The sequence below is a fragment of the Lawsonibacter sp. OA9 genome (assembly GCF_022440585.1).
Genome location: NZ_JAKNTI010000022.1, coordinates 1,061,508 through 1,085,206, shown reverse-complemented (window position 1 = coordinate 1,085,206; position 23,699 = coordinate 1,061,508). Strand labels below are relative to the sequence as shown.

Sequence of the window (23,699 nt, the reverse complement as noted above, 5' to 3'; positions counted from 1 at the left end):
TCTCTTCTCTAGCTGTCGGTATCCAACGACGGTCTCCCCCTGATCTTAATTGAGTCCTCCATCCCCTCTTAAGGTTTTTACCGGCCACATAAAAAGCCCGCTATCTCTTTTCAGAGATAGCGGGCCTGTTTCAGTTAATACCCAGTTGAGTCCAGAGCTCGTTGTACAGATTGCGGATATCGGGCGGGGTGACCAGATAGGCTTCGCACCGGTCCAACACCTCCTGGGGAGCGGCCATAATCTCATACAGCTCCATATCCAGAGGCTCGCCGTACTGCTCCTCGTACCAAGCGGGGTACTGCTCCAGCGCCTCGCTGTTGGGAGAGGCATACCAGATATAGTCCATGTTGGCCAGGTTGGCCTCGGTGGAGGCAATAAAATTGATCCATTCATGGGCCTCGTCCACATTCTGAGCGTTTTTCAGAATGCACATGGCGTCCACGAACCAGTTGGAACCCTCCTCAGGCACCACATAGGCCAAATCAGGGTTGTTCTCCCGCATGGTCAGGTAGTCGCCGGCGTAATAGGCGGTGATAGCGGCGTTGCCCCGCTCCATGGCCTGGAAGATCTCGTCCATATAGAATGCCTGATAGACGCCCTTGGCGTTGGCATCAGCCAGCAGCTGATAGGCCTCACGGATCTCACTCTCATCAGTGGTATTGACGGAGTAGCCCAGATAGTACAGCGCAATGCCCAGGGCGTCACGGGAGTTGCGGATCATCACCACATTGTCGGCGTACTTCTCATCGAACATAGAACTCCAACTGGTAATGGGCTCGTCTACTATAGTGGTGTTATAGATGATGCCCAAAGTACCCCAGGTGTACGGTACGGTATACAGATTCTCTGGATCATAGGACAGATTCCGGAATCGTGGGTCGATCTTCTCAAAGTTGGGGATCTTGCTGTAGTCCAGCTCCTGAAGCATCCCCTCCTCAATTAGCTGAGAGATCATATAGTCAGAGGGGACGATAACATCATAGTTCGCTCCGCCCAGGGCCAGGGTAGAATACAGCGCCTCGTTGCTCTCGGCGGTCTGGTAGTTGACCTCGATGCCGGTCTTCTCCTCAAATTCATCGATCAGGCTTGTGTCGATATACTCACCCCAGCTGCACACATTGACTACCCGCTTTCCGGTGTTGGTGCCGCTGCTGTTGTTGCCCGCGCTGCCGGTACTGCCGCTCCCCGCGGTATCCCCTCCATTGTCCTCCATGGCGCATCCGGACAGGAACAGGCCCAGCGCCATGGTCATGGCGAGGGTCAAGGCTGCGATTTTTTTCAATTTATCATTCCTCCAGTAATTTTCAAGAATATATCTCCAGGCCGGCAGGCCCTGAGAACAAAATAGGGGGATTATCGTCTTTGCTTTCTGGCCTTCTCCAAACGGGCTTCCCTCACATTGTTGATAATGAGCAGGAGCAGCACCGTAGCAAAGAGCAGGGTGGAAATGGCGTTGATCTTAGGGGTAATCCGCTTCTTAGTCATGCCGTAAATGGTCATGGCCAAGGTGGACACTGAGGAGCCGGCAGTAAAGTAGGAGATGACGAAGTCATCCACGCTCATGGTGAAGGCGATGAGCGCGCCGGACACAATTCCCGGCTTGATTTCGGGCACCACGACCTTCCAGAACGCCTGCATCCAGGTGCAGCCCAGGTCCTGGGCCGCGTCGATGAGGTGGCCGTCCATCTGCCTCAGCTTGGGCATGATGCACAGCACCACATGTGGGATATCAAAGCAGATATGGGCGATCAGTAAGGAGCCAAAGCCCATATACAGCCTGGGCGCGGTAAGCCGATGGGTCGTTTCCATCCATTCCACAAAACCGTTCCAGGCGCCGAAGGCAGCCACGAAGAACAGACACAGCGCCACGCCGGTGACGATATCGGCGTTGATCATTGGGATGTTGTTGACCGTCACCAGGGGCTCCCGCCAACGCCGGCGCATATTGTAAAAACCGATGGAGGCAAAGGTGCCCACAACAGTAGATACCACTGTGGCGATCAGGGATACCGTCAGCGTGGTATATACGCTCTGCATAATGATCCGGTCCTTGAACAGCTCCTGATACCACTTTAGAGAAAAGCCCTGCCAGACCGCATTACTATTTCCCTCGTTAAAGGAGAAGATGATAAGCAGAAAGATAGGGGCATACAGGAACAGAAACACCATGACCATAAAGGCACGGGAAGCGATACCATTTTTTCTCATAGCGTCACCGCCTGTTCTTCGCCCTCTCCAAAGCGATTCATAATCCACATACAGGTGACCACAATGACCATCATTACCAGGGAGATAGCCGAGCCCAGCCTCGGGTTGTAGGCGTTGCCCAGAAACTGCATCTCGATCAGGTCGCCCAGCATGATCTGGGTGCCGCCGCCCAGCATTTTGGAGATTGCAAAGGTGGAAACGGCCGGAACAAACACCATAGTAATGCCGGACAGCACACCGGGCAGGGACAGGGGCAGGGTAATCTTCCGGAATACCCGGGCAGAGCTGGCCCCCAAGTCCCTGGCTGCCTCCAGCAGAGAGTTGTCCAGCTTAAGCAGCACCGAATAGATGGGCAGGATCATAAAGGGCAGGTAGTTGTAAACCATGCCAAGCACCACAGCGCCCTGGGTGTTGAGCAGCTTAAAAAACTTCATATTGGTCGGCCGGGCTGCATCCAGCAGGAAATCGGCTGGCAGCAACTCCCCGATCCCCGGCAGATCTTTCAGGGCCGGCAGCACCGTCGTGTTGATGGCCGCACAGACATCATTGAGCCAGCCATTCAATAAATTGCCCAAATCTATGATGCCCACTGCCTGGAAAAACTGGTTCAGAATGCCGCTGTTGTCCAGAATGGACATCCAGGCGTAGGTCCTCAGGAGGAAGTTCATCCACATGGGCAGCATAATGATGACCATGGCCATCTTCTGAAAGCCGGGGCCCTCCTTGGCCATGAAGTAGGCCAAGGGATAGCCGATGAGGACGCAGATAGCCGTGGCAATGATGGCCAGCTTGAAGGAGCGGGTAAAAACCACCGCGTAGGTGCCCATCCGGGCAAAATTATCCAGGGTAAACGCCTCTCTCCAGTTGCCCGCCGCGATCAATTCAGCGCTGTTCGCCGTGGTAAAGGCGTAGAACACCACCATAAAGATGGGGACAATGGTGAATACCGCCATCCACAACACATAGGGGGCGGCAAACAGGGAAAGCAGCTTATTCCTTTTCATCTCCGTCCTCCCCATCCGCCTCGTCCGGTTCCAGGGAGGCGTCGCCGATCTCCTCGTACTCCTCGGAGTAGGAGGAGTAGTCGCCAAACATCCCGGAGTATTGGCTCTTCTTCATAACGTGGATGCCATCGGGATCAATCTTGATGCCGATGCGGCTGCCCACGGGGGACAGGTCGGTAGTCTGGATCAGCCACTTGAAGCCATAGAAGTCTACGATGATGTCGTACTGCATCCCCTTGAAGGTCACGTTGGTGACCGTGCCCCTCAGCTGGCCCTGGTCCTCGGGGACGATATCCACGTCCTCGGGCCGGATGACCACATCCACCGCCTCGTCCTTCTCAAAGCCTCCGTCCAGGCACTGGAACCGCCGGTTGAAGATCTCCACCACTCCGTCCTCTCGCATGATGCCGTCGATGATATTGGACTCACCGATAAAGTCGGCCACAAAGGCATTTTTCGGCTCATTATAGATGTCCTCAGGAGTGCCGATTTGCTGGATCTTGCCGCCGTCCATGACCACTACAGTGTCGGACATGGCCAAGGCCTCCTCCTGGTCGTGGGTAACATAAATAAAGGTGATCTCCATAGCCTGCTGGATGCGCTTGAGCTCATTCTGCATATCCTTGCGCAGCTTCAGGTCCAGGGCGCCCAAGGGCTCGTCCAGCAGAAGCACCTTGGGCCGGTTCACCAGGGCCCGCGCAATGGCCACCCGCTGCTGCTGGCCGCCGGACAGCTGGCTGATGTGCCGCTTTTCAAAGCCCTTCAGGTTGACCACCTCCAGCATCTCCATGACACGCTGGTGGATCTCCTTTTCCGGCAGCTTGACTTTTTTCCCCTTATCATCCGCCTTCGGGATACGCAGGCCAAAGGCCACGTTCTCATATACGTTCAGGTGGGGAAACAGGGCATACTTCTGGAATACCGTGTTCACCGCCCGTTTATGGGGCGGAACAGCATTAATCCTCACACCGTCAAAAAAAACATCGCCAGAGGTGGGCGTCTGAAAACCACCAATGATTCTGAGTGTGGTGGTCTTGCCGCACCCGCTGGGACCCAGCAGTGTGAGGAATTCCTTGTCGTTGATATACAAATTGATTCCATCCAGCACCACTTCGCCGTCAAAGGACATGGTGCAGTTGGACAGACGGATCAGCTCCTTGGACATCTCGCTTATCCCCCTTTAGTCTGATAAAAACTTGTCAGCTCCCTCGATTTATTCACCCGGTTCGGCGTCCGCCCGCTGTGGACATCCGGGGGGCCGGGTTTTCACGGATAGCGAGATACACTATATCCGGTCATACCCCAAATGTCAATGATTTTCCCTAAAATTTTTTCTGACTTTTCCCCTCCGCTCCCCCGCAGCATGTCCAGACCGGTTTTGGACCCAAACAGGACAGCGGGAGAGGGTCCTTTCCCTCTCCCGCCGATCCTAATCCAAATTCAGATAAACCACGCGGCCCATCCCCCGCTCATCCAGCTGGACCAGCTGGTGGGAAGCGCCCGCTTCCGTCCCCAGAGTGTAGACAGACCGCTCTGTGTCTCCAGTCCGGTCCCTCTGGGTCACAAGGGCCCAGACCGCCCCCTGGGGCCGCTCCAGGGACAGCCCCTCTCCCACTTCCTCCATGGTCAGCGTCCTGCGGTCCAGCAGCTCCTCCTCTCCGTACCAGCGGACCTCCAGCTCTGTCACCCGCTCCACAGATTCCATCGTTACTTCCGCCGTAAAAGAGAATATTTCCTCCTCCCCATCGGCGGTCTTGGTTTGGGTGTCTGTGACCTTAGTGGTAAATCCCCCCATACCGCCGTAGCTGTTTCCACTGCCGTCCAGATAGACCGTGCCATCCTCCATCTGGTACACCTGATAGGCAGTCCAGCAGTAGTCAAACTCGTTTGTATTCCAGTTTCTGTCATCCAAAGGCGGTCCAAAGTAGACCGTTCCGCTGATGGACTCCTCCTCATCGCCCACTTTAATATGAGCGCCCGCCAGGCCGCTGGTACCGGCATATTGAGTACCGCCTTCTTCCAGCTCCTCCTCGGCCAAAAAGCAGTTCAGGCCAGGCAGACCTGGAAATTCATAGTCCTGTCCGTGAGGATCGTCGGTAAACCGTCCAATTAAAATCTTTTTGGGAAAGGACAGGGTGCCGAAGTCCTCTGTTTTCATTTCCTCTGTGCCGTACTCCACCCAGTGACTCTGGTCCACCGGGATCTCCTCCCCCTCCTTCGGCATCTTCTCCAATACCATGTGAAAACCGATAAACTGGTCCGCTCCGGGGTCCTCCCTCTCTGGCCGGGCCAGTCGGCTGCCAGAAGTGCTGGCGGCTAGAGCCGCCAGAAAGCAGGCCAGCAGGACGGCCGCCGCCCCTGTCTTCCCCTTAGTCCACAGTTTCTTCATCTTTGTCCTCCAATCGTCCGTCAAAGTGGAGAATGTCCCCCACCTGACAGTCCAGATAGTAGCATATCTTATTGATGGTGTGGAAGCGCACACCGCTGGCCTTCCCGGAGCGCAAGATAGACAGGTTAGCCTCGGTAATTCCCACCTTGGCACATAGCTCCTTAGAGGTCATGCCCCGCTCCTTCAGCACGTCGCTCAAATATACTCTGATCGCCATGGCTTTCCCTCAAATGATGGAGTCGTTGTCCTCCTGGAGGACCGCCCCCCGCTGAAGGCAGCGGCACAGGAGAAACAGCCCGGCGGAGGCCGCCAGTGAGAACAGCGGGAGGGTGATGGAGAAGCTGGCGGAGAGCAGCTCCCCCACCAGGGCCAGTTGGAGCAGGTTGGCAAAGACAGTCAGCGTCACAGTAGCTTGCGCCGCCGTCTTGCAGGCCAGAGCAACACGGCCGCACAGCTCCGCCCCCGCCTGGTCAAAGGTGCCGCCCCCCAGGACGGGGGCCAGCTCGGAGCCCCAAACCATAGTTACAGCTACCAGCAGGCCGGGGGCGGCGTTCAGCACCCCCAGAACAATCAGGACTGGCAGCGTCAGCCCTCCAAGGTCCGTGTTGCCTTCCACCACCTGGGCCCACTGGGCAGCTACCCCGGCGGCCCCTCCGTAGGCCACGGAAAAGGCACACAGCAGGGCACAGCCGGAGAGCAGTGCCCCAAAGGCGGCAGCCAGGCGCTGGGTGGGTGCCCCATCCAGGCCCCGGAGCAGCTTCAAAACCAGCCACGCCGCCCCCATAGACAGCACCGTACACCCTCCGGCTAAGGGGAAGATCTGGGCCGCAGTCTCCCCCAGCTGGGTCGGATTGGCCAAATAAAAGAGCCAGCAGAAGATCACAGGGGCCATCAAGCCAAGAAGGAGATCCTCCATCCCTCTGCCCTTCTTCCCTATCCGAATCAGGAGCAGCAAGGGCGCCCCGCTGACCAGCAGGACTACCAACCAGGCCAGCAGGTCGCCCCCAAAGCCAGACAGGGACAGCACCCTTAGACCCCGCCCTACTGATAGGAGAGGGTCATTCATCGTGCTCCACCCGGCTTTGGCGGACAACAGCCCTCCGGCCAGAGCCGCCAGCAGCCCCAGAATGGCTCCCCCTGTTAGCATCCACAGTTTTTTCTTCATATCTATTCCGCCCTTCAATTATTGTTTTACAATAATTTTAAATATAAGATATCAAAAAAATTATTGTTTGTCAATAATATATTCAATAAAAAAGAGCCGAGGCTGCCCCGACTCTTTTCCAGCCTATTCACCGGGAGGACGGCTCTCTCCCGGCCTCTGGCCAAGCTCCAAAATACTCCCGGACAAAGTCCACGTCCTCCACCTGAAAGGTCCGGCCATTCAGGTGCTCCAGAGGTCCGGCATCGGTGGTGAAGTGGAAGGCGAGCTTATAGGAGTACAGGGCCTGCCCATGGCGGCCATACTTTCGATTCTCCCGCTCACTGCCGTACTTGCCGTCCCCGATGAGGGGGTGTCCGGCATGGGCGAATTGGGCACGGATCTGATGGGTCCGCCCGGTGATCAGGTCGCACTCCACCAGGGACAGGCCATTTTTCACCGCAAGCGTCTTATATAAGGTAACGGCAGTTTTGGCCCCCGGCCCCGGCCGGCCGCGGACATAGACCTGCTTTTTGACCTCGTCCTTAAAGAGATAGCCTTCCAGTTTCCCCTCCTTGGGCGCCATCCTGCCCTGGACTACACACAGGTAGTATTTGCTTAACTCCCGGTCCTTGATCTTCTGGTTCATCACCCGGAGTCCCTCCGCCGTCTTAGCCGCAATGACTATGCCCCCCGTGTTCCGGTCGATACGGTTGCACAGGGCTGGCGCAAAGGAATTCTCCCAATAGGGAGACCACTCCTTCTTCTGATATAAGTAAGCCTGGATATGGGTAAGCAGGGTATTGACTCGCTCGTTCTCATCCGGATGGACCACCAGGCCGGGCCGCTTGTCCAGCAGCAGGATATGCTCATCCTCATACAGGATATTCAGCTTCGGCTGGTACAGGGACAAAAAAGCGTTTTCCGGGGTGGGGCGGTCAAAGAACTCGTCGTTGATATATAACTGGAGCACATCTCCCACATTCAGCCGGATGTCCCGCTTGGAGCCCTTTCCGTTGACCTTTACCCGCTTGAGGCGGATATACTTCTGGGCCAGCGGGGCAGGCAGCAGGGGGATCGTCTTGGCCAGCCAGCGGTCCAGCCGCTGACCTGCGTCATTTTTTCCAATGGTAAATTCTTTCATGGCGGCTCTCTCCTACAAAGGCTGTAAAAAGTGCCCTATCTTCCCAAAATTGGACCATAAAAAATTATATTTGTCAATCAGAAAAAAAGATTTGACAAGTTGGGAACTTTTCTCTATAATACTTTCCGTACCATTATGCGAGTTTAGGGTCAAACCCAGGAGGAAGCCATGCGTCTGGATTTGAAAGATATCATTCATAAGCCAGACGCCCGCAAGACCTTCCAGTTCCAGGCAGACCTGTCCGGTCTGGAATTTTATGGGAGGAAACCCATCACCCGCCCCGTTCTAGCCCAGGGCAGCGTGACCAACCACGCGGGCGCTCTTGTGCTGGAGGGGACGGTCAGTTCCCTGTTGGATCTGGTCTGTGACCGCTGCGGGAAGGAATTTTCCCGTGAAAAGGTGGTCCGGCTGGACAGTCTGGTTGCCCAGGCCCTGGAGGATGAGGAGAACGACGAGATCATCCTTCTGGATGGAACTGAGTTGGATCTGGACCAGGTGGTGACGGAGGCTTTCGTACTCGAGATGGATACCAAAAACCTTTGCTCAGACGACTGCAAAGGGCTGTGTGCCAAATGCGGGGCTGACCTGAATCTCGGTCCCTGCGGGTGCAGACCTGAAGTAGATCCAAGACTGGCGGCCCTTGCGCAGCTGTTGGATGGCGAAACTGAGTGAGTAGTCGAAGTGCCGCACGGCACGTAAACCGAAGGAGGTGTCACCCATGGCGGTTCCTAAGAGAAAAGTGTCCAAGGCCCGGCGCGATAAGCGGCGCAGCTCCCACTGGAAGCTGGAAACTCCCGGTATCGTGACCTGCCCCAAGTGCGGGGCGTTCCGGCTGCCTCACCGGATGTGCAAGAATTGTCTGACCTATAACGGCCACACATTTGGCCAGGTCGAGGCCCAGCAGTAATGAATATTGCGGAAAAAGCCCGCTGTGGAACTCCACAGCGGGCTTTTTTTGAATCATATCCCTCCGGTCTGTATCCCTTTGTAAAAATCCAGTGTCTGAAAGCCCCGCTCCAGTTGGGTATGGAGATATGCCTCTGTCAGATCCGCCAGCTTGGTCAGCCCTTCCCCGCCTATCGAAAAGGAGAAGAGCCGCTTTGGATCTCCACAGGCGATATGCTCCATAGCCCGCAGCGCGTGGAGGTTGAGAGGCATGGAGATGCCCTCCCCCATCTCTCCCCGGCAGGCAGCACAGTGGACCACGCCCTCTCGCAGATGGAAGCGCGGCTCCTCCGGCGGGGTCCTGCCGCAGACGGCACAGCCGTCCAGCAGCGGCTCGTATCCAGACAAGCACATGGCCTTCAGTTCAAAGGCCGCCTTAACCAACGCCAGGGGTTTCTCTTTCATTTTATCCAGCGCGTGCAGGCTGTTCAATATCAATGAGAGCAACTCAGAGCTGGCGACCCCTTCCACTGCCAACAGCTCCGCCACCTCGGCGAAATAGCAGCCCAAAGCCAGCCGCTCCAGGTCATCCCTCACCCCCTGGAACAGCCGTTCCGTGGACGCCTCCTTCACGGTCCAGCGCCCCTGGTAGTCGTATAGCACCATTTCTGACCAGGCCAATAGCTGGCATGGCGCGGCCAGGGCGCTCCCCTTTTTTCGGCAGCCCCGGGCGGAGGCAGTGAGTTTCCCCTGCTCCTGGGTAAAGAGCGTCAGAATCTTATCCGACTCCTTATAGTCCACCTGACGGAGGACCAGAGCCTTAGTGGTCATATGCATAGCGTATCTCCTATGTACCGGGGCACAGCTTCAGACTATGCCCGGTCCGCCTCCTTGGGCTGAGGCCGAAACGCCGACCTGGCCGGCAGTGCCGGTCCCTCCCGGTCCAGGGCCGCGAGCATCAGATAGGCTTCTGGCAGACCGGTTTCCCAAAATAAGCTCCACAGTCCGTTCTCATTCATACTCCAGTCCTCCCACAAATCTCTCCGCAATTAGACTGGGCTTTTCTCATGGAAAGTATGACCGGGAAATTCTGTTTATTGCTGGCGTCAGCTGCAATCAATCCTGGTGGTAGCCAAAATTCTGAATTGCTGCGGGATTATCACGCCAATTTTCCTTGACCTTTACCCAAGTCTGGAGGTACACCTTAGTCCCCATAAATCGCTCCATATCTTGCCGGGCCAGGGTGGATATCTTTTTCAGCATGGCACCGCCCTTGCCGATGATGATACCCTTATGGCTGTTCTTTTCGCAGTAGATGGTGGCCTCTACCTCAATGACCTCGTCCTCCCGCTCTACGAAACGGGTAATCTCCACCGCGGTCCCATGAGGGATCTCCTTATCCAGGGACAGAAGCAGCTTTTCCCGTAAGATTTCCCCCATCATCTGCCGCTCCGGCTGGTCGGAGGTCATGTTCTCCGGGAAGAGCTGGGGCCCATCGGGAAGGAAGCCCTCCAGCACGCCCAGCAGCTCCTCCACCCCCTCGCCGGTCTTGGCGGAGATAGGAACCACGGCCTGAAAGTCGTGTTCCTGGCTGTAAAGCTGTATCACTTCAAGGAGCTTGTCTTTCCGCTCCAGCGTATCCGCCTTGTTGATGACCAACACGGCGGGACAGCCCAGGGTCTTGACGCGGGCGATAAGCTGTGCCTCTGGCTCCCCAATATTCGGGATGGGCTCCACCAGCAGAGCCACCGCATCTACGTCAGCCACACTCTCCCTGACCACATTCACCATATAGTCCCCCAAGCGAGTACGGGCTTTATGCAGACCCGGCGTATCCACAAAGACAAACTGGCTCTCCCCCCGTGTCAGAATACCGCAGATGCGGTTCCGAGTGGTCTGGGGCTTGTTGGTAACGATAGCTACTTTCTCCCCCACCAGGGTGTTTATCAATGTGGACTTGCCTACGTTGGGCCGGCCGCACAGAGTAATGATACCGGATTTTTTGATAATCGGCATAAGATAATCCTCACTTTCTCAGGTGTGAACAATTTCCCGTCTACAAATATTTTTTATTATTATCTTTCAAGTCAGAGAAAGGCCACCTCTCCCTTTTCTGCTTTTTATTTTATCATATTTGACGGAAAATAGCAAACGGCCCGCCGATTTGGCGGGTCGTTTGCCGACCGTGTTACACAATGCCCATAAAATACTCGACCGCGATTGCCACTACTACCACCAAGGCAGAGATAATAAATCCGTGAATCATGGGGTTAATGCCAGATTTACGCATTTCCCGGAAATCAGTATTTAAGCCGATGGCTGCCAGAGCTGCCACCATTAGGAATTTGCTCAGCTCTTTTAAGCCAGAAGACAGCTCCTGCGGAAACACTCCCAGGCTGTTAATGGCTGCCATTCCCAAAAAGCACAGGATGAACCAGGGAAAGATAGAGGTAATCTTCACTTTTTCTCCCTGAGACACTATCCCGGCCTTCCGTTTCTCCCGCACCTCGATCAGGCTGAATACCAGCACAGTGGGGATGATGGCCAAGGTGCGAGTCAGCTTCACCATTGTGGCAAAATCGCCGGCTCCCTCTGAAAAGGCGTATCCTGCCGCCACCACGCTGGAGGTGTCGTTCACCGCCGTCCCGGCCCATAGTCCATAGGCCATATCGCTTAATCCCATGGCCTGCCCCATAATAGGAAAAAGGACGATCATCACCATGTCAAATAGAAAAGTGGCCGACATGGCATAGGCAATATCCTTATCCTCCGCATCGATCACCGGGGCGATGGCCGCAATCGCAGAGCCTCCGCAGATCCCCGTCCCGGCAGAAATCAGGTTAGACAGCTTCCAGTTCAGGCCAAGTGCCCGCCCCACAAAATATCCGCCGCCGAAGCAGGTCAGCAGGGTAAACATCATGACTACCAGGGACAGCCGGCCTACATTGAGCACTACCTTGATGGACAGCGAGGCTCCCAAGAGAATGATGGCGAATTTCAGAATTTTTTTGGATGTGAACTTCAGGCCCTTGGCCACACCATCGCTCGGCTTCCTGATCTGGTTGAGTCCCATACCGATGAACAGGGCAATGACTGACGCCCCAATGAGATGGATCGGCAGTAGACCCTCAATGAATTTGGCACAAGCCGCGATAGCCAATGCCAGTAAAAGTCCGGGAATAAGCTCCCCTATCCGGTTCAACACCTTCATAGCTCCACTTCCTTTTGCAATATTTCCCTCTGGTCACATTCATCATAACACCGGTTGATTATAAAATCAAATTATGTTATATTATATATAATAAATATTTTTAATGGACGTGAACATATGCTGGACCAAAAACTTCAGACCTTTCTCACTGTAGTGGAGCTGCGCAGCTATACACTGGCCGCCCAGGCCCTTCATATCACCCAGCCCGCCGTTTCTCAACACATCCGAAAGCTGGAAGAGCACTACGGTGCCCAGCTCATCGACTTCACAGGCCATCAGCTCGCCCTCACCCGAGCGGGAGAATTGATGTATCGATACGCCACCTTTCAGGCAGCCAACGAGCACAGGCTGCTGGAGCAGCTCAACCAAAGCGCCCAAACTCTCCGGGTCGGTGCCACCCTGTCCATTGCCGACTATTATCTTCCCCCTCTTTTGGCCCCCTTTCTGGCCCAGTCCTTCCGTCCCCTGGCGCTCCATGTAGGCAATACGGAAGAAATGCTGTCCGCCTGTGTTCGGGGAGAGCTGGACTGTGCCCTCATCGAAGGGATCTTTTATGACAATGACTTCTGCAGCCACATTTTTCATACTGCCCGGTTTTTACCTGTGGCTGCCGCCAGCCATCCTCTTTCACAGAAAGAACACAGGCTGACAGATCTGTTTTCTTATCCTCTCATTTTGCGTGAGCCCGGATCAGGCACCCGCGCCATTCTGGAAAACAGACTCTTTCAAGCCGGCTGCTCTCCCCAATCCTTCTCCTCTGTACTGGAGTGCGGCAGCTTCCGAATGATTAAGGAACTGCTGAAAGCAACTCATGCTGTCAGCTTCATGTATGAGCAGGTGGCCGCCCAGGAGGTGGCGTGTGGTACACTGACCTATCTGCATCTGTCCGATTGGCAGATCCTGCGCCCCCTCTATTTTGTCTACCCCAGGCACAGTATGTCCCACAAAGCCTGTCAGAATTTTTATGACGAATGTCTTTGTCCCAAATAGAACAGACGGAGCCAAGTCCTATGACTTGGCTCCGCTGTGTTATGTCCGGTCAAGACCCATCTCCGTCAAAATTTTTTCTTCTCTTTCCCGCATCTGCCGCTTCATCGGGCCCTCGTCCAGGTGGTCGTAGCCCAGCAAATGGAGGACCGAGTGTACCGTTAGATAGCACAGCTCCCGCTCCAGGGAGTGACCGTACTCCTCGGCCTGCTCGTTTGCCCGCTCCAGGGAGATCACCATATCCCCCAAAAAGACTTTGCCCGTGTCTGGGTCCGCCCACTCGGCTCTGGGCTTTTCTCCGGGAGACAGCTCGAACATGGGAAAGGACAGCACATCGGTGGGCCGGTCCACCCCTCGCGTTTCCAGATTGGCCTGATGGATGCCTGCGTCATCTGTGATAAGCACATCGACGGCGCAGGGCACGTCCACCCCCTCCGTCTCCAAGGCTGCCTCGATAACCCGCTGGAGCTTTGACTCGTAGGGCCAGTCCTCCTCACAGTCCACACACACGCAGTGGGACGTCCCCTTTTGTCCTTTGCCAAGCAGCATATCTTCCACCCCTGCCCTTACCAGGCCGCCACAGTGCCATCGCACCGAGGCTCGGTCCCGCCAACTAGCATTCCGTTCTCCGTCCGCCAAATGATTTGCCCGCGGCCCATAGTGATGTTGGTGTTCAAAACCTCCACCTCATGGCCCATGTCCGCCAGCTCTCTGCCGATGTGGGCGGGAACCTCCCGCTCCAACTGGATATGCTTTCCGCCCACCCACTGAATTCTCGGGGCATCCAGCGCCTCCTGGGGATTCATATGATAGTCGATGGTGTTCACCGCCACCAGCACATGGCCCTGGGGCTGCATGAAGGCGCCCATGACGCCGAAGGGGCCAACAGCATCTCCGTCCTTCATCATAAAGCCGGGGATGATGGTGTGATAGGACCGCTTCCCTCCGGTCAGGCAGTTGTCGCTGTTCTCCTCCAGGGAGAAGTTGGCGCCCCGGTTCTGTAAGGAGATACCAGTGCCGGGGATGGCCACGCCGGCGCCGAAGGTGGTATAGTTGCTCTGGATAAAGGATACCATGTTGCCCTCTGGGTCGGCAGTACACAGGTAGATGGTCCCGCCGCAGGAGGGGTCTCCCGCCTCCGGCATCAGCGCCCTGTCAGAAATGAGGGCCCGGCGCTGGGCGGCGTACTCCTCGGACAGCATATCCTCCACCTTGGTCTTCATGTACCGGGGGTCCGCCACATAAGTCTTAGTGTCCGCGAAAGCCAGCTTGATGGACTCCAGGATCTTGTGGTAGGTGTCGGCGCAGTCCTTCACCTGGGACAGCTCCAGCCCCTTTAGGATATTCAGCGCCATCAGCACTGTGATGCCGTGGCCGTTGGGCGGTATCTCGCACACGGTATAGCCCTTATAGTCTGTGGTGATGGGCTCCACCCACATGGGCTGGTAATTTCTGAAGTCATCCTCACAGAAATACCCCCCAGTTTCTCGGCTGAAGGCCACAATCTTCTCCATCAGAGGACCACGGTAATAGCTTTCACAGTCTGTGGCGGCCAGCTCCTCCATCGTCTGGGCATACTCCTCCCAGCGGAACAGTTCACCGGCCCGGTAGTGGGTGCCGTCCTCCTTCATAAAGGTATTCCACCAATAGGAGTGAGGCGCAGGTTCCTTGGACCGGGCAGCGGCAATACGCTGGGAGTCCTTCTCCCACTGGGGCTCCAGATTGACCGGGACAGGATATCCCTCCCGGGCATAGGAGATGGCTGGAGCAAACAGTTCGGACAGGGGCTTGGCGCCAAATTTTTTATTGATCGCCGCCCAGCCCGCGGGGGCCCCCGGCACCATGGTCGGCAGCCAGCCCGTTTTGGGCATCTCACTGTGCCCCATGGCTCTCACCATCTTCGCATCCAGCGCCATGGGAGCCACGCCACTGGCGTTGAGTCCGTACAGCTTCTTCTCCTTCTCTACCCAGATCAGGGCAAAGCAGTCTGAGCCCAGGCCGTTTCCGGTGGGCTCCAGGATGGGCATGGCTGCGGCCATGGCGACAGCCGCGTCCATAGCGTTTCCTCCGGCCTTCATCACATCCAGGCCGATCTGGGCCCCCAGAGGCACAGAGGTGCAGGCCATTGCGCGGCGGGCATAGACTACATTCCGGCGGGAAGGATAGGAATATTTTTGTGGGTCGAATTGGGGCATAGGTCCTCTCTCCTTTTCTTTCCTTTGCAGCCCCCATTATACAGGAATCTGGCCCTTTTGAACAGAAGAAAGCAAAAGAAATTTTTATTCGCCTCTTCCTTATGCTTCGGGCATATTTCTCTCCCCTTCGGACAAGCTATGGTCATCTTCATTCTCTATTGGGAGGCGTTTCCCTTGACGACAAAAAAAACAGGCAGCCAGACAGTCACCCTGGCCTGTCCCCCTTCCTTCGCCGGTCACGCCAACGTGGTAGGAAAGAAGGAGGGTGAGGGCCCTCTGGCCAGCTCCTTCGACTATATCGGGACTGACGACACCTTCGGCGAGTCCACCTGGGAGAAATCGGAGAGCGCCATGCAGAAGCAGGCCCTGGCTCTGGCCTTAAATAAGGCGGGCCAACCTGCCTCTAATATAGACTGGCTCTTTGCCGGCGACCTGCTGAATCAGTGCATCGGTTCTTCCTTCGCCGCACGCGGCCAGGAGATTCCCTTTTTCGGCCTCTATGGGGCCTGCTCCACCATGGGGGAGGGGCTGGCTCTGGCCTCTATGACCTTGGATGGCGGCTTCGGGGAGTGGGCCGGAGTGGTAGTCTCCTCCCACTTCTGCACTGCCGAGCGCCAGTACCGCACCCCTCTGGAGTACGGCGGCCAGCGAACTCCCACCGCCCAGTGGACCACTACCGCTGCCGGAGCTGCTATTCTGGCACGGGAGGGCCCCGGCCCCTATATCACCCATGTGACGGTAGGCAAGATTGTGGACAAGGGCATCACCGACACCAACAACATGGGGGCAGCCATGGCCCCGGCCGCCTATGACACCATCTCCACCCACCTAAAGGACACCGGCCGGGCGCCGAGCTACTATGACCTGATCGTCACAGGCGACCTGGGTAATCTGGGCAGCGAGCTGCTGTTGGAGTTGCTCCGGCAGGACGGGCTGGAACTGTCCAACCACACCGACTGCGGGATGCTTATTTTCGACCCGCAGAGTCAGGATGTCCACTGCGGAGGTTCCGGCTGCGGCTGCGCAGCCTCGGTGCTGACGGGCTACCTGCTCAATGGAATGCGGGAGGGCAAATGGAACAACATTCTTTTCTGCCCCACCGGCGCTCTCCACTCTCCTACCTCCGCGTTCCAGGGGGAGAGCGTACCCGGCATCTGCCACGCCATCGCCATTTCTACTCAGCGATCCCCCCAGGCGTGACCGCCAGCTGTCTTCGGGCATCACGCCCATACCTGGGACCTCTATCTTGTTTGAAAGGTGCGTAATCATGGAATATCTTAACGCCTTCCTCTGCGGCGGCATCCTATGTATTATTGGCCAGCTTTTGATTGATAAGACTCCCCTTACCCCCGCCAAGATCCTGGTGTCCTATGTGACCGCCGGGGTGATCCTCAGCGGCCTGGGGCTCTACCAGCATCTAGTGGACTGGGGAGGAGCCGGCGCCACAGTACCCCTCACGGGTTTTGGCCACCTGCTGGCCAAGGGGGTCAAAAAGGCGGTAGCGGAGGACGGATTTCTGGGCGCCCTCACTGGCGGGTCCACCGCCGCGGCCGGCGGTATCACCGCCGCTATCTTCTTCGGCTTTGTAGTGGCCCTTCTCTTTAAGCCGAAGCCCAAAAGTTAGATCAAAACACAAGCGGGCCCCATCCATTGGATGGGGCCCGCTTGTTACCCGCCTTCTTTCGGACTGTTCTCCAGCAGCTTGAGATTTCCCTGGAGCCGCTCGTTGTCTGGCTCCAGCTCCACAGCCTTCCTCGCCTCCTCACGGGCCTCTTTCAGCCTCCCAGTGTGGAAGAGGGCAATGGAGCGCAAGTCGTGGGGCAGAGAGCCCCAGGAGGCAGCCTCACAGATATAAGACCTGGGCCGGTAGGTGATGGCCAGGGCGCAGCCAGTAAAGTAGAGCACCCCGTCCCACTCCCCCTGCTCATACAGGGCAAGCGCCAGGTCCATATAGGGCTCCCGCAGATGGGGTGCCTCAGCGATGGCCCTCAGGTACCAGTCCCGGGCCTGTGCCCGCTCCCCCTTGTTCAGATAGGACTTGGCGATGTACCGCATGGAGGCCGCCCTCTCATCCCGCCAGGTGGCGCTCGACATGGTAAGATGCCTTTTCAGGGTACGGATGCAGTCGTCCCAGCGCCCCCTGTACATATATTCCCGGCCTAAATAGTGGACATTCCGGTCATCCTCAGGGTCCTCCTGTACCGACAGCTCCAGCAGCGGAAGATACTGCCCTCTAGACTTTGAAGGGTCGGGGTGGTGGTCCAGCTGGACTCCCTCCGCCACCACTGTGGGGCCTGGCCTTCCAGTCCCCATCCACTTCAGCACCTCATGCACCGGATGAACCCACTGATAGCCGTGGCGTGCATGGGCCTTTTCATACCAGAAGGTAACCCCCTCGCTGCCGTCCGGGTTAAAGGACCAGGTATAGCGGTATGTAGCCTGGCCCGCCTCTGGCAGCCACGCCTCCTCCAACCGGGCCCGCCAGCCAGGATGAAATACCTCATCCAGATCTGTACATACGCAGATATCCGCGTCTTCCGGCACCAGCTCCATGGACCGGTTGCGGGCCACATCGAACCTCCAGGGGGAGATGACCTCTACCTCAGCCAGAGCCCCCCTGGCTCGCAGCCGCTCCACAGTGTCGTCCTCGGAGCCGGTGTCCAGCACCACTACCTGGTCCGCCTCTCCCATAGAGTCCATCCAGCGGTCTACGAATTGAGCCTCATTTTTACAGATGGCATATACCACCACTTTCACGGCGCTCGCCCTCCTCTTTCAGATAAGGAACAGGGCGGGCGGCACGGTGTGCCGCCCGCCCTGTTTAGGCCCCATTGGGGTCTTTCGGTCAGTTCAGCTTCTGGATTACGATCCCGGCCTCGGTCAGAGTCACGTTGTTCTCTGTGGAAGTCAGGGTAATGGTAGCCGTCCCGGTGACGTTCACCAGGACACTGGCCGCCAGAGTGGCCAGATCATTGGTAGTGGAAATGGTGGCCTGGCTCTCGCTCCCAGGGACAGGGGTAGAGTTGTTCTCCAGCTCCACGCCCACAGTACCAGTAGAGCTTGTATTGGTCGCCACCACCGAGTAAGAGACCCGGTAGATACCGGTTTCTCCCAGGGTGAAGGTGGCCGTGCTCGTGGTATGGGTGATGGCGGTTCCCTCCTCCACCTGATTGGTGTCGAAGCTGGCGTCATCGCCGGTGGTTGCCAGGGTCTGGGACCCCACATTGGTGGCGTAGAGCGCGTTCAGCGCGGGGGCTGCTCCAGCCGGTCCAGTGGGCCCGGTAGGACCTTCCGCGCCTGTGGCTCCGGCGGCACCAGTTGCGCCGGCAGGGCCGGCAGGACCAGTCGGGCCAGTCGGCCCGGTCGGAGCGTTTATATTAGGAAAATACACCGCCTGGAAAAATGCGGTTTTCAAACCGCTTCATTGTGGGAGTTCATTTCAATGTATTCTTGCACCCGGCGCAGTTCGTCGGCAAAGCGGAACACGATGCTGATACTCCCGCCCTCATAGACTTTAATGTGATCCACCAGCTCAATCAAAACATCCCGTGTCAGCTTGTCGATGTTCTGGAATTGCCGGAACGCAACAAGGAATGGATTTTCCACATCAACGCCATTCTCAACTTCCTGCTTCTCGGCCTGGAGCCGTTCAATAACTTCTTCCAGAGTTTCGGCTTGATGCTCATAATCCGTTTTCATGTGACGGTAATCGGAGTGGGAAATCTCGCCGTCTTTCCAGTCCTGATAGATGGCCTGCTTGTATCGGACGATTTTAGCAAGCTCCCGTTCCTTTTGCTCTATCGCGTCCGTCAGCTTTTTTGACTGACTCTTTACCAGCGGGGCCCGGTTGATCCATTCAATCGTTTTGGAGTAGTCCACCGCAAGGTAAACCTGCTGCTGAATCGCATAGAGCACCGCTGCCTCCAGACGGTCATGCCGGATCGTATGCTTTGTACAGACGCCTTTTGACTGATCCTTATAAGTACGGCAATAATAGTACACTATATCACCCACTTTACTCCGGGTCATGGACTTCCCACAATCGGCACATTTCAGAAAACCGCTGAAAAGATACAGTTTATTCTGCTGGGGCCCTGTCCGGGTATCTCGGAGCAAAAGCTGCTGTACCTTTTCAAATGTCTCACGGTCGATAATCGCCTCATGGGTATTTTCCACGATATACCACTCGTCCTTGGGCACCAGCTCTTGAACATGAACCTTGTAGCTTTTCATCCGGTAGCGCCCTTGCACCATGTCTCCACAGTACATACGATTTTTAAGGATAGATGTAACTGTCATAGCACACCACAAGGGACGCTTAACCATGTTCATTTGGGGATTTTGGTATTTCAGCCCCAAACACTCCCGCTTGTAAAGAGAGGGACAGGGAATCCCGTGGTCATTCAAGTGGCGGACAATGGCATTTTTGCTCATGCCGTCCAGGAACATGGAGAAAATATCTCGGACTACGGAGGCAGCCTGTTCGTCAATCACCAGCGCATTTTTGTCATTGGGGTCCTTTATGTAGCCGTAGGCGGCAAAGGAACCGATATGTTCTCCGTTGCGCCGCTTCATATCAAAGACTTCCCGCACCTTATCGGAGGTTTCCGCACAATGATTTTCATTCAGAACTCCCTGGATGGGGACTGCGATACTCCGCATATTTTGGGGCTCTTTGTAGCTGTCCAGGGACTGATGAAAAAGGGAGATGAAACGGACGTTGTAGCGGGGAAACCAATCATCCAGATAGTACCCTTGATCGCTGTAATTACGGAAAGAGCGGGCAAGGTCTTTCACAATGACACAGTTGATTCGGCCCCGCTTAATGTCAGAGAGCATCCGCTGAAAATCATCCCGTTCATCGTCAGTCGTGCCGGAAATCCCGTCGTCAACATATTCGTCAACAATGAGGTATTCGTCGCCGTCGTTAAAAGCGGCGATATGATCTTCAATGATTTTTCGCTGGTTGGTCACGCTTTCGGATTCGTCAAAACACCGGGCATCCTCTTTTGAGAGACGGATATAAATTGCGATTCTCCACACCCGGTATTTCGGTTTGACAGTCTCAATGATGGAACGGCTTTTCCGTGCCATGTTGACCTCCTTCCCTATCACATTACACCTATATTATACCGCTAACTCAGGTGTTACACAAGGATGTCCCAACTTCTGGACACCGTGTCCAGAGGGGCAAAAGGAGGTCAAATACCGCTTTTTTTACGTTGCAGGAAGCTGGAAAACGCGTCTTGCAGAGGCGGGGCACTATCCAGAAACTCCAGCTTGACGCATAGATCACCAACACGAAAACAATACGGGTTGCCCGTAATCCGCAGGATTTGAGCCGCCCGCTGTTTGTGTGGTATGCTGTTGTCAAAGGTTGTGCCGCTTACGTCAATCAGGTCCTCCCTATTAACGGTCTGAATGTCAACACTTGATAATTGCTCAATGCTCATTTGCTGCTGCAACATAGATCATCACCCTCCCCTCCAGATATATGTCATGCTCTGCTTGTCCTATGAGGAGACGCCAAAAGGCGGTGCTAGACAGCACCGTCTTTTGGCCTGCCCTCACTCCCGGCCATAGGCCGGGAGCGGACAGGGGTATTCCATTTCGATCCACGAACGGGGCCGCCACGCCGGGGAAAGTTTGGGCTGTCACAAGACAGACAGGACCCAGGCGGGCGGCCCCCTTGGTTTTGTTGTACGCTGTATTTGCCACGCACCCCCAGCGCAGGGAGTATTCCAGGCCGCCGGTGGCTCCGGCTGTCATAGCTCCACAGCACCGCCGCCTCGCCGTCACAAGCTCCATATCACTCGTTTCCGCCTTGCGGCGAAAACTCGTTCATTTCGCTGTTCCGGCTCTTCCCAACGGATCAATGATCCGTTGGGAACCCTTTTGTGGGTGGCGCGTACCGCAGGGCTCCCCCGCAAGTCCGTGGGAGGGCGTGAGCAAGTTTCATTATCCCCCGCGCTGTCCTCGCGCCCGACTTGCCAAAGCCGGGTCAAAGGTTCACGTTGATCGCTCGGTCCGCTCCCTGTTCACCTCCTCGGAGCTCCCATCCTGGCGACGCGCCTTTTGTCGCTATCACACGGGTTTTGTGCCTGGAATACTGTGTATTCAGTTGTTGGCGGGAGGGGCTTGTCCCTCCTCACCTATCAGGCGGATTTTCTGCGTTTTCGGATGTACCTTAGAAAGAAAAATCCAAATATTTTTTCAAGCCCCGCAGTCCCTTGTTGATCGCCTCCCGGACGTTGCGCTCCTCCACACCCTCGGCCCTGGCGATCTGGCCCACGCTCCGCCCCAGGATGAAGCGGGCGTAGACACGCCGGGCCTGGACAGGCGGGAGGCGGTCAATGGCGGCGTAGAGGGCGGCGTGATCCTCGTCCCGCTCCATGATCTCCTCCGGGGTCAGCGGGGGCCGGGACACATCGGCCTCAAAACCGGGGACGGCATCCAGGGAACACTCGCCATGCTCCCGCTTGCGGCGTTTATAACTGTCACAGCAGCGGCCCCCAATGGAGAGGGTCACAGCGATTTCATCCGACACCTCCAGGGTGATACGCTCGGTCAGGTGGGGATAGTAGTTATTCAGTTCGATGGTTGTCATATGTAACCTCCATTTCGATACAGGGCGAAAAGGGACAAATCGAAATGGAGGGTCAGGCGGGGAGCGGCAGCCGGGGGTGCCGCCCCCTACCTCTGGACACGGTGTCCAGAGGTGCCGTCCGGATAGAAAAACGCCCGGATGGTGCAATACCATTCGGGTGCTGGAAACGACATGATTAACTTGAAACTGACGATTTTCGCAACCCTGGGTGGAGTACGCCAATGCGGAGGTCAGGCTTTTTTTGACAAGTGCCCATCTACCTGTAATCGCATAGCGGCATCCTCCTATGTGCCGCCAGCAGATATAAAAACGGCGGCTTTGAAATCAAAACCGCCGCGAAAAAGCACCTTTTAGGCATGATAAATGTCTGCCCAGCAGCGGTTTTTTCTTTTCTGCCGCTGGGCAGATAATAATTTTATCAATTTATTGGCCGAAATAGTACAAATACATATCTTCCATATTGGGGGATTGCTGAATAGCTTCTGGATATGGTTGATGTTCAGAAATCAGCCGAACCACGCTTTTTCCATCCATGTGCATGATGTTGCTGCATGAGAATTTCTGAATCAGTTCCGCTTCATCCTCTGCGTCAACGGTGACGCTCCAGACTTTGCCGTCCAGTCCATGCAACAGCTCACTGGGCTGCTTTACATCCAATATGGAGCCTTTTTTCAACAGAATGACCTGGTTGGCAATGGCCTCTATATCAGAGACGATATGGGTAGACAGCAGCACGATTTTTTGCTGAGACAACGCGCTGATTATCCCCCGAAATCGGATGCGTTCTTCCGGGTCCAGCCCGGCTGTCGGTTCATCCAGCACCAGAATCTCCGGGTCGCCCAAGAGGGCCTGTGCAATTCCAATCCGCTGCTTTTGCCCTCCGGAAAACCCTTTGAGTTTTTTTCGGGCCTTTTCTTCCAGTCCAACCATAATCAGCAGATCATCCGTTTGCCGCTTCGCCTCATACTTTGAAAGGCCCTTCAATCGTGCAATGTAGAGCAAAAATTGCTCCGCAGTAAAGCTCGGGTAGACACCAAAATCCTGGGGGAGATACCCCAACTTCTTTCGGAAAGCGGCTCCCATTACGGCAATATCCTGGCCGTCCAAAAGCACCCGGCCTGTGGAGGGCGGCACCAAGTCGGTCATAATTTTCATCATAGTCGTTTTCCCGGCTCCGTTGGGTCCTAACAGACCATAGACGCCGCTGGACATGGTTAGATTGATTTTTTCCAGCGCGACGGTGTCCTGGAACACTTTGCTGATATTTTCAAAAACAAGGTTCATAGCTCCTTGCGCTCCTTCCTTTTCTGAATCACAAAAAAGAATGTTAAACCAATTAACGCCGCATACCATACAGACCAAAATACCGGAAAGGACCCGATTGTCCGTCCCCGCAACAGTTCCGTAAAAAAGCCATACCGCAGGAACCAGAACAGGTCTGGCGGTTTCACCGCATCGACGTTAATGAAGTAACTGCTTGCAAAGGGAAGCCCACATAGGCACATAGCCACGGGGTGGTTTTTGGATAAATCACATATCATGGCAGACAACGCAAAATACCCGGCTGAGCCGGCGAATGCAGCCACTGTAGCTTGGGTGAAAAAGCCTGTCCAGTCATATGACATACCCATTTTGCTCCCGAGCAAACATGAGATTCCTGTGTTTCCCGCATACAGAAGCAGCACAGCCGCAACAACAGCCACTTCGCCGCCAATCAGCCGGTTCCAGAACAGTGGGAGGCGCCCATAAGCCGTACTGTTGATGATGGGAAATGTTCTCAGTTCCATATCGTAAGAAAACCGGCGGATCATCACCAGCAGTATTAAAAATCCCATTGTGATGGAGCCGGTCTTGTTCCAAAAGTCAGCGGCCAGCTCCCAAAATTGCGGGCTCCGGTATCGAAAGTCCAGGTAGGTCAATCCTGCGCG

Annotated in this window: 27 protein-coding genes; 5 read left to right on the top strand and 22 right to left on the bottom strand. The window is 55.8% G+C overall.

The window, feature by feature from the left end; all coding sequences use genetic code 11:
* Nucleotides 1-130: 130 nt before the first annotated feature.
* From MCG44_RS06315 to MCG44_RS06280, 8 genes are all read right to left on the bottom strand, one after another.
* Nucleotides 131-1,282, bottom strand: a complete 1,152-nt coding sequence (locus MCG44_RS06315; RefSeq protein WP_240287343.1) for an ABC transporter substrate-binding protein — start codon at nucleotides 1,280-1,282, stop codon at nucleotides 131-133.
* 71 nt (nucleotides 1,283-1,353) lie between these two features.
* Nucleotides 1,354-2,208, bottom strand: a complete 855-nt coding sequence (locus MCG44_RS06310; RefSeq protein ID WP_147572143.1) for an ABC transporter permease — start codon at nucleotides 2,206-2,208, stop codon at nucleotides 1,354-1,356.
* Nucleotides 2,205-3,212, bottom strand: coding sequence for an ABC transporter permease (locus MCG44_RS06305; protein WP_240287341.1), 1,008 nt, complete (start codon nucleotides 3,210-3,212; stop codon nucleotides 2,205-2,207). Before MCG44_RS06305 ends, MCG44_RS06310 begins: the two co-directional genes overlap by 4 nt.
* A complete protein-coding gene (locus MCG44_RS06300) occupies nucleotides 3,199-4,377 on the bottom strand; it encodes an ABC transporter ATP-binding protein (protein WP_147572142.1) in 1,179 nt (392 codons plus the stop codon). Before MCG44_RS06300 ends, MCG44_RS06305 begins: the two co-directional genes overlap by 14 nt.
* A gap of 264 nt (nucleotides 4,378-4,641) precedes the next feature.
* Nucleotides 4,642-5,601, bottom strand: a complete 960-nt coding sequence (locus MCG44_RS06295; RefSeq protein WP_240287339.1) for a hypothetical protein — start codon at nucleotides 5,599-5,601, stop codon at nucleotides 4,642-4,644.
* Complete coding sequence (locus MCG44_RS06290) at nucleotides 5,582-5,818, bottom strand: helix-turn-helix domain-containing protein (protein WP_147572140.1); 237 nt, start codon at nucleotides 5,816-5,818, stop codon at nucleotides 5,582-5,584. The genes MCG44_RS06295 and MCG44_RS06290 overlap by 20 nt, the downstream gene beginning before the upstream one ends.
* Nucleotides 5,819-5,827: 9 nt before the next feature.
* Nucleotides 5,828-6,766, bottom strand: a complete 939-nt coding sequence (locus MCG44_RS06285) for a hypothetical protein (protein WP_240287337.1) — start codon at nucleotides 6,764-6,766, stop codon at nucleotides 5,828-5,830.
* Nucleotides 6,767-6,893: 127 nt separating this feature from the next.
* A complete protein-coding gene (locus tag MCG44_RS06280) occupies nucleotides 6,894-7,886 on the bottom strand; it encodes an RluA family pseudouridine synthase (protein WP_147572138.1) in 993 nt (330 codons plus the stop codon).
* A 168-nt stretch (nucleotides 7,887-8,054) separates the two neighbouring features.
* On the opposite strand from MCG44_RS06280, the gene MCG44_RS06275 reads away from it, so the two are divergent.
* Entirely contained in the window at nucleotides 8,055-8,558 is a 504-nt protein-coding gene (locus MCG44_RS06275; RefSeq protein ID WP_147572137.1) for a YceD family protein, read from the top strand.
* Nucleotides 8,559-8,604: 46 nt separating this feature from the next.
* A complete protein-coding gene (rpmF, locus tag MCG44_RS06270) occupies nucleotides 8,605-8,793 on the top strand; it encodes a 50S ribosomal protein L32 (protein ID WP_147572136.1) in 189 nt (62 codons plus the stop codon).
* 53 nt (nucleotides 8,794-8,846) lie between these two features.
* On the opposite strand, the gene recO is transcribed toward rpmF, so the two are convergent.
* From recO to MCG44_RS06250, 4 genes are all read right to left on the bottom strand, one after another.
* On the bottom strand, nucleotides 8,847-9,608 hold the full coding sequence (gene recO / locus MCG44_RS06265; RefSeq protein WP_240287335.1) for a DNA repair protein RecO: 762 nt from the start codon (nucleotides 9,606-9,608) through the stop codon (nucleotides 8,847-8,849).
* A 35-nt stretch (nucleotides 9,609-9,643) separates the two neighbouring features.
* Nucleotides 9,644-9,790: a hypothetical protein gene (locus MCG44_RS06260; RefSeq protein ID WP_186852079.1), complete on the bottom strand. Its 147-nt coding sequence runs from the start codon at nucleotides 9,788-9,790 to the stop codon at nucleotides 9,644-9,646.
* A 97-nt stretch (nucleotides 9,791-9,887) separates the two neighbouring features.
* The gene (gene era / locus MCG44_RS06255) at nucleotides 9,888-10,787 is read right to left on the bottom strand and encodes a GTPase Era (RefSeq protein ID WP_240287333.1); all 900 of its coding nucleotides are present in this window, start codon (nucleotides 10,785-10,787) and stop codon (nucleotides 9,888-9,890) included.
* Nucleotides 10,788-10,959: 172 nt separating this feature from the next.
* Nucleotides 10,960-11,982 carry a YeiH family protein gene (locus MCG44_RS06250; RefSeq protein WP_186852077.1) on the bottom strand — a complete coding sequence of 341 codons (1,023 nt, stop codon included), beginning with the start codon at nucleotides 11,980-11,982 and terminating at the stop codon, nucleotides 10,960-10,962.
* A 117-nt stretch (nucleotides 11,983-12,099) separates the two neighbouring features.
* On the opposite strand from MCG44_RS06250, the gene MCG44_RS06245 reads away from it, so the two are divergent.
* Nucleotides 12,100-12,972 (top strand): LysR family transcriptional regulator, encoded by an 873-nt coding sequence (locus tag MCG44_RS06245; RefSeq protein WP_240287331.1) that lies wholly within the window; start codon nucleotides 12,100-12,102, stop codon nucleotides 12,970-12,972.
* Nucleotides 12,973-13,011: 39 nt separating this feature from the next.
* Here MCG44_RS06245 and ybeY read toward each other — a convergent pair whose 3' ends face one another.
* On the bottom strand, nucleotides 13,012-13,518 hold the full coding sequence (gene ybeY / locus MCG44_RS06240) for an rRNA maturation RNase YbeY (protein WP_186852075.1): 507 nt from the start codon (nucleotides 13,516-13,518) through the stop codon (nucleotides 13,012-13,014).
* 17 nt (nucleotides 13,519-13,535) lie between these two features.
* Nucleotides 13,536-15,164: a gamma-glutamyltransferase family protein gene (locus MCG44_RS06235; protein ID WP_240287329.1), complete on the bottom strand. Its 1,629-nt coding sequence runs from the start codon at nucleotides 15,162-15,164 to the stop codon at nucleotides 13,536-13,538.
* Between the two features lie 174 nt (nucleotides 15,165-15,338).
* Here MCG44_RS06235 and spoVAD point away from each other — a divergent pair, with 174 nt between their 5' ends.
* Nucleotides 15,339-16,364, top strand: a complete 1,026-nt coding sequence (gene spoVAD, locus MCG44_RS06230; RefSeq protein ID WP_147572123.1) for a stage V sporulation protein AD — start codon at nucleotides 15,339-15,341, stop codon at nucleotides 16,362-16,364.
* Between the two features lie 67 nt (nucleotides 16,365-16,431).
* Nucleotides 16,432-16,788, top strand: coding sequence for a stage V sporulation protein AE (gene spoVAE / locus MCG44_RS06225; RefSeq protein ID WP_186852073.1), 357 nt, complete (start codon nucleotides 16,432-16,434; stop codon nucleotides 16,786-16,788).
* Between the two features lie 44 nt (nucleotides 16,789-16,832).
* On the opposite strand, the gene MCG44_RS06220 is transcribed toward spoVAE, so the two are convergent.
* The 8 genes from MCG44_RS06220 to MCG44_RS06185 all read right to left on the bottom strand — a co-directional run bounded on the left by MCG44_RS06220 (nucleotide 16,833) and on the right by MCG44_RS06185 (nucleotide 23,690).
* A complete protein-coding gene (locus MCG44_RS06220) occupies nucleotides 16,833-17,921 on the bottom strand; it encodes a glycosyl transferase family 2 (protein WP_240287327.1) in 1,089 nt (362 codons plus the stop codon).
* Between the two features lie 88 nt (nucleotides 17,922-18,009).
* Nucleotides 18,010-18,579 (bottom strand): BclA C-terminal domain-containing protein, encoded by a 570-nt coding sequence (locus tag MCG44_RS06215; RefSeq protein WP_240287325.1) that lies wholly within the window; start codon nucleotides 18,577-18,579, stop codon nucleotides 18,010-18,012.
* Nucleotides 18,576-20,258 carry a recombinase family protein gene (locus MCG44_RS06210; protein WP_240287323.1) on the bottom strand — a complete coding sequence of 561 codons (1,683 nt, stop codon included), beginning with the start codon at nucleotides 20,256-20,258 and terminating at the stop codon, nucleotides 18,576-18,578. Before MCG44_RS06210 ends, MCG44_RS06215 begins: the two co-directional genes overlap by 4 nt.
* A gap of 107 nt (nucleotides 20,259-20,365) precedes the next feature.
* Nucleotides 20,366-20,632 (bottom strand): DUF6870 family protein, encoded by a 267-nt coding sequence (locus MCG44_RS06205; RefSeq protein ID WP_338078621.1) that lies wholly within the window; start codon nucleotides 20,630-20,632, stop codon nucleotides 20,366-20,368.
* Nucleotides 20,607-20,972 (bottom strand): hypothetical protein, encoded by a 366-nt coding sequence (locus tag MCG44_RS06200; protein ID WP_240287321.1) that lies wholly within the window; start codon nucleotides 20,970-20,972, stop codon nucleotides 20,607-20,609. The genes MCG44_RS06205 and MCG44_RS06200 overlap by 26 nt, the downstream gene beginning before the upstream one ends.
* Nucleotides 20,973-21,351: 379 nt before the next feature.
* Nucleotides 21,352-21,771 (bottom strand): RNA polymerase sigma factor, encoded by a 420-nt coding sequence (locus MCG44_RS06195; RefSeq protein ID WP_240287319.1) that lies wholly within the window; start codon nucleotides 21,769-21,771, stop codon nucleotides 21,352-21,354.
* A gap of 423 nt (nucleotides 21,772-22,194) precedes the next feature.
* Nucleotides 22,195-23,055: an ABC transporter ATP-binding protein gene (locus tag MCG44_RS06190; RefSeq protein WP_240287317.1), complete on the bottom strand. Its 861-nt coding sequence runs from the start codon at nucleotides 23,053-23,055 to the stop codon at nucleotides 22,195-22,197.
* On the bottom strand, nucleotides 23,052-23,690 hold the full coding sequence (locus tag MCG44_RS06185; RefSeq protein WP_240287315.1) for a hypothetical protein: 639 nt from the start codon (nucleotides 23,688-23,690) through the stop codon (nucleotides 23,052-23,054). Before MCG44_RS06185 ends, MCG44_RS06190 begins: the two co-directional genes overlap by 4 nt.
* Nucleotides 23,691-23,699: the final 9 nt, after the last annotated feature.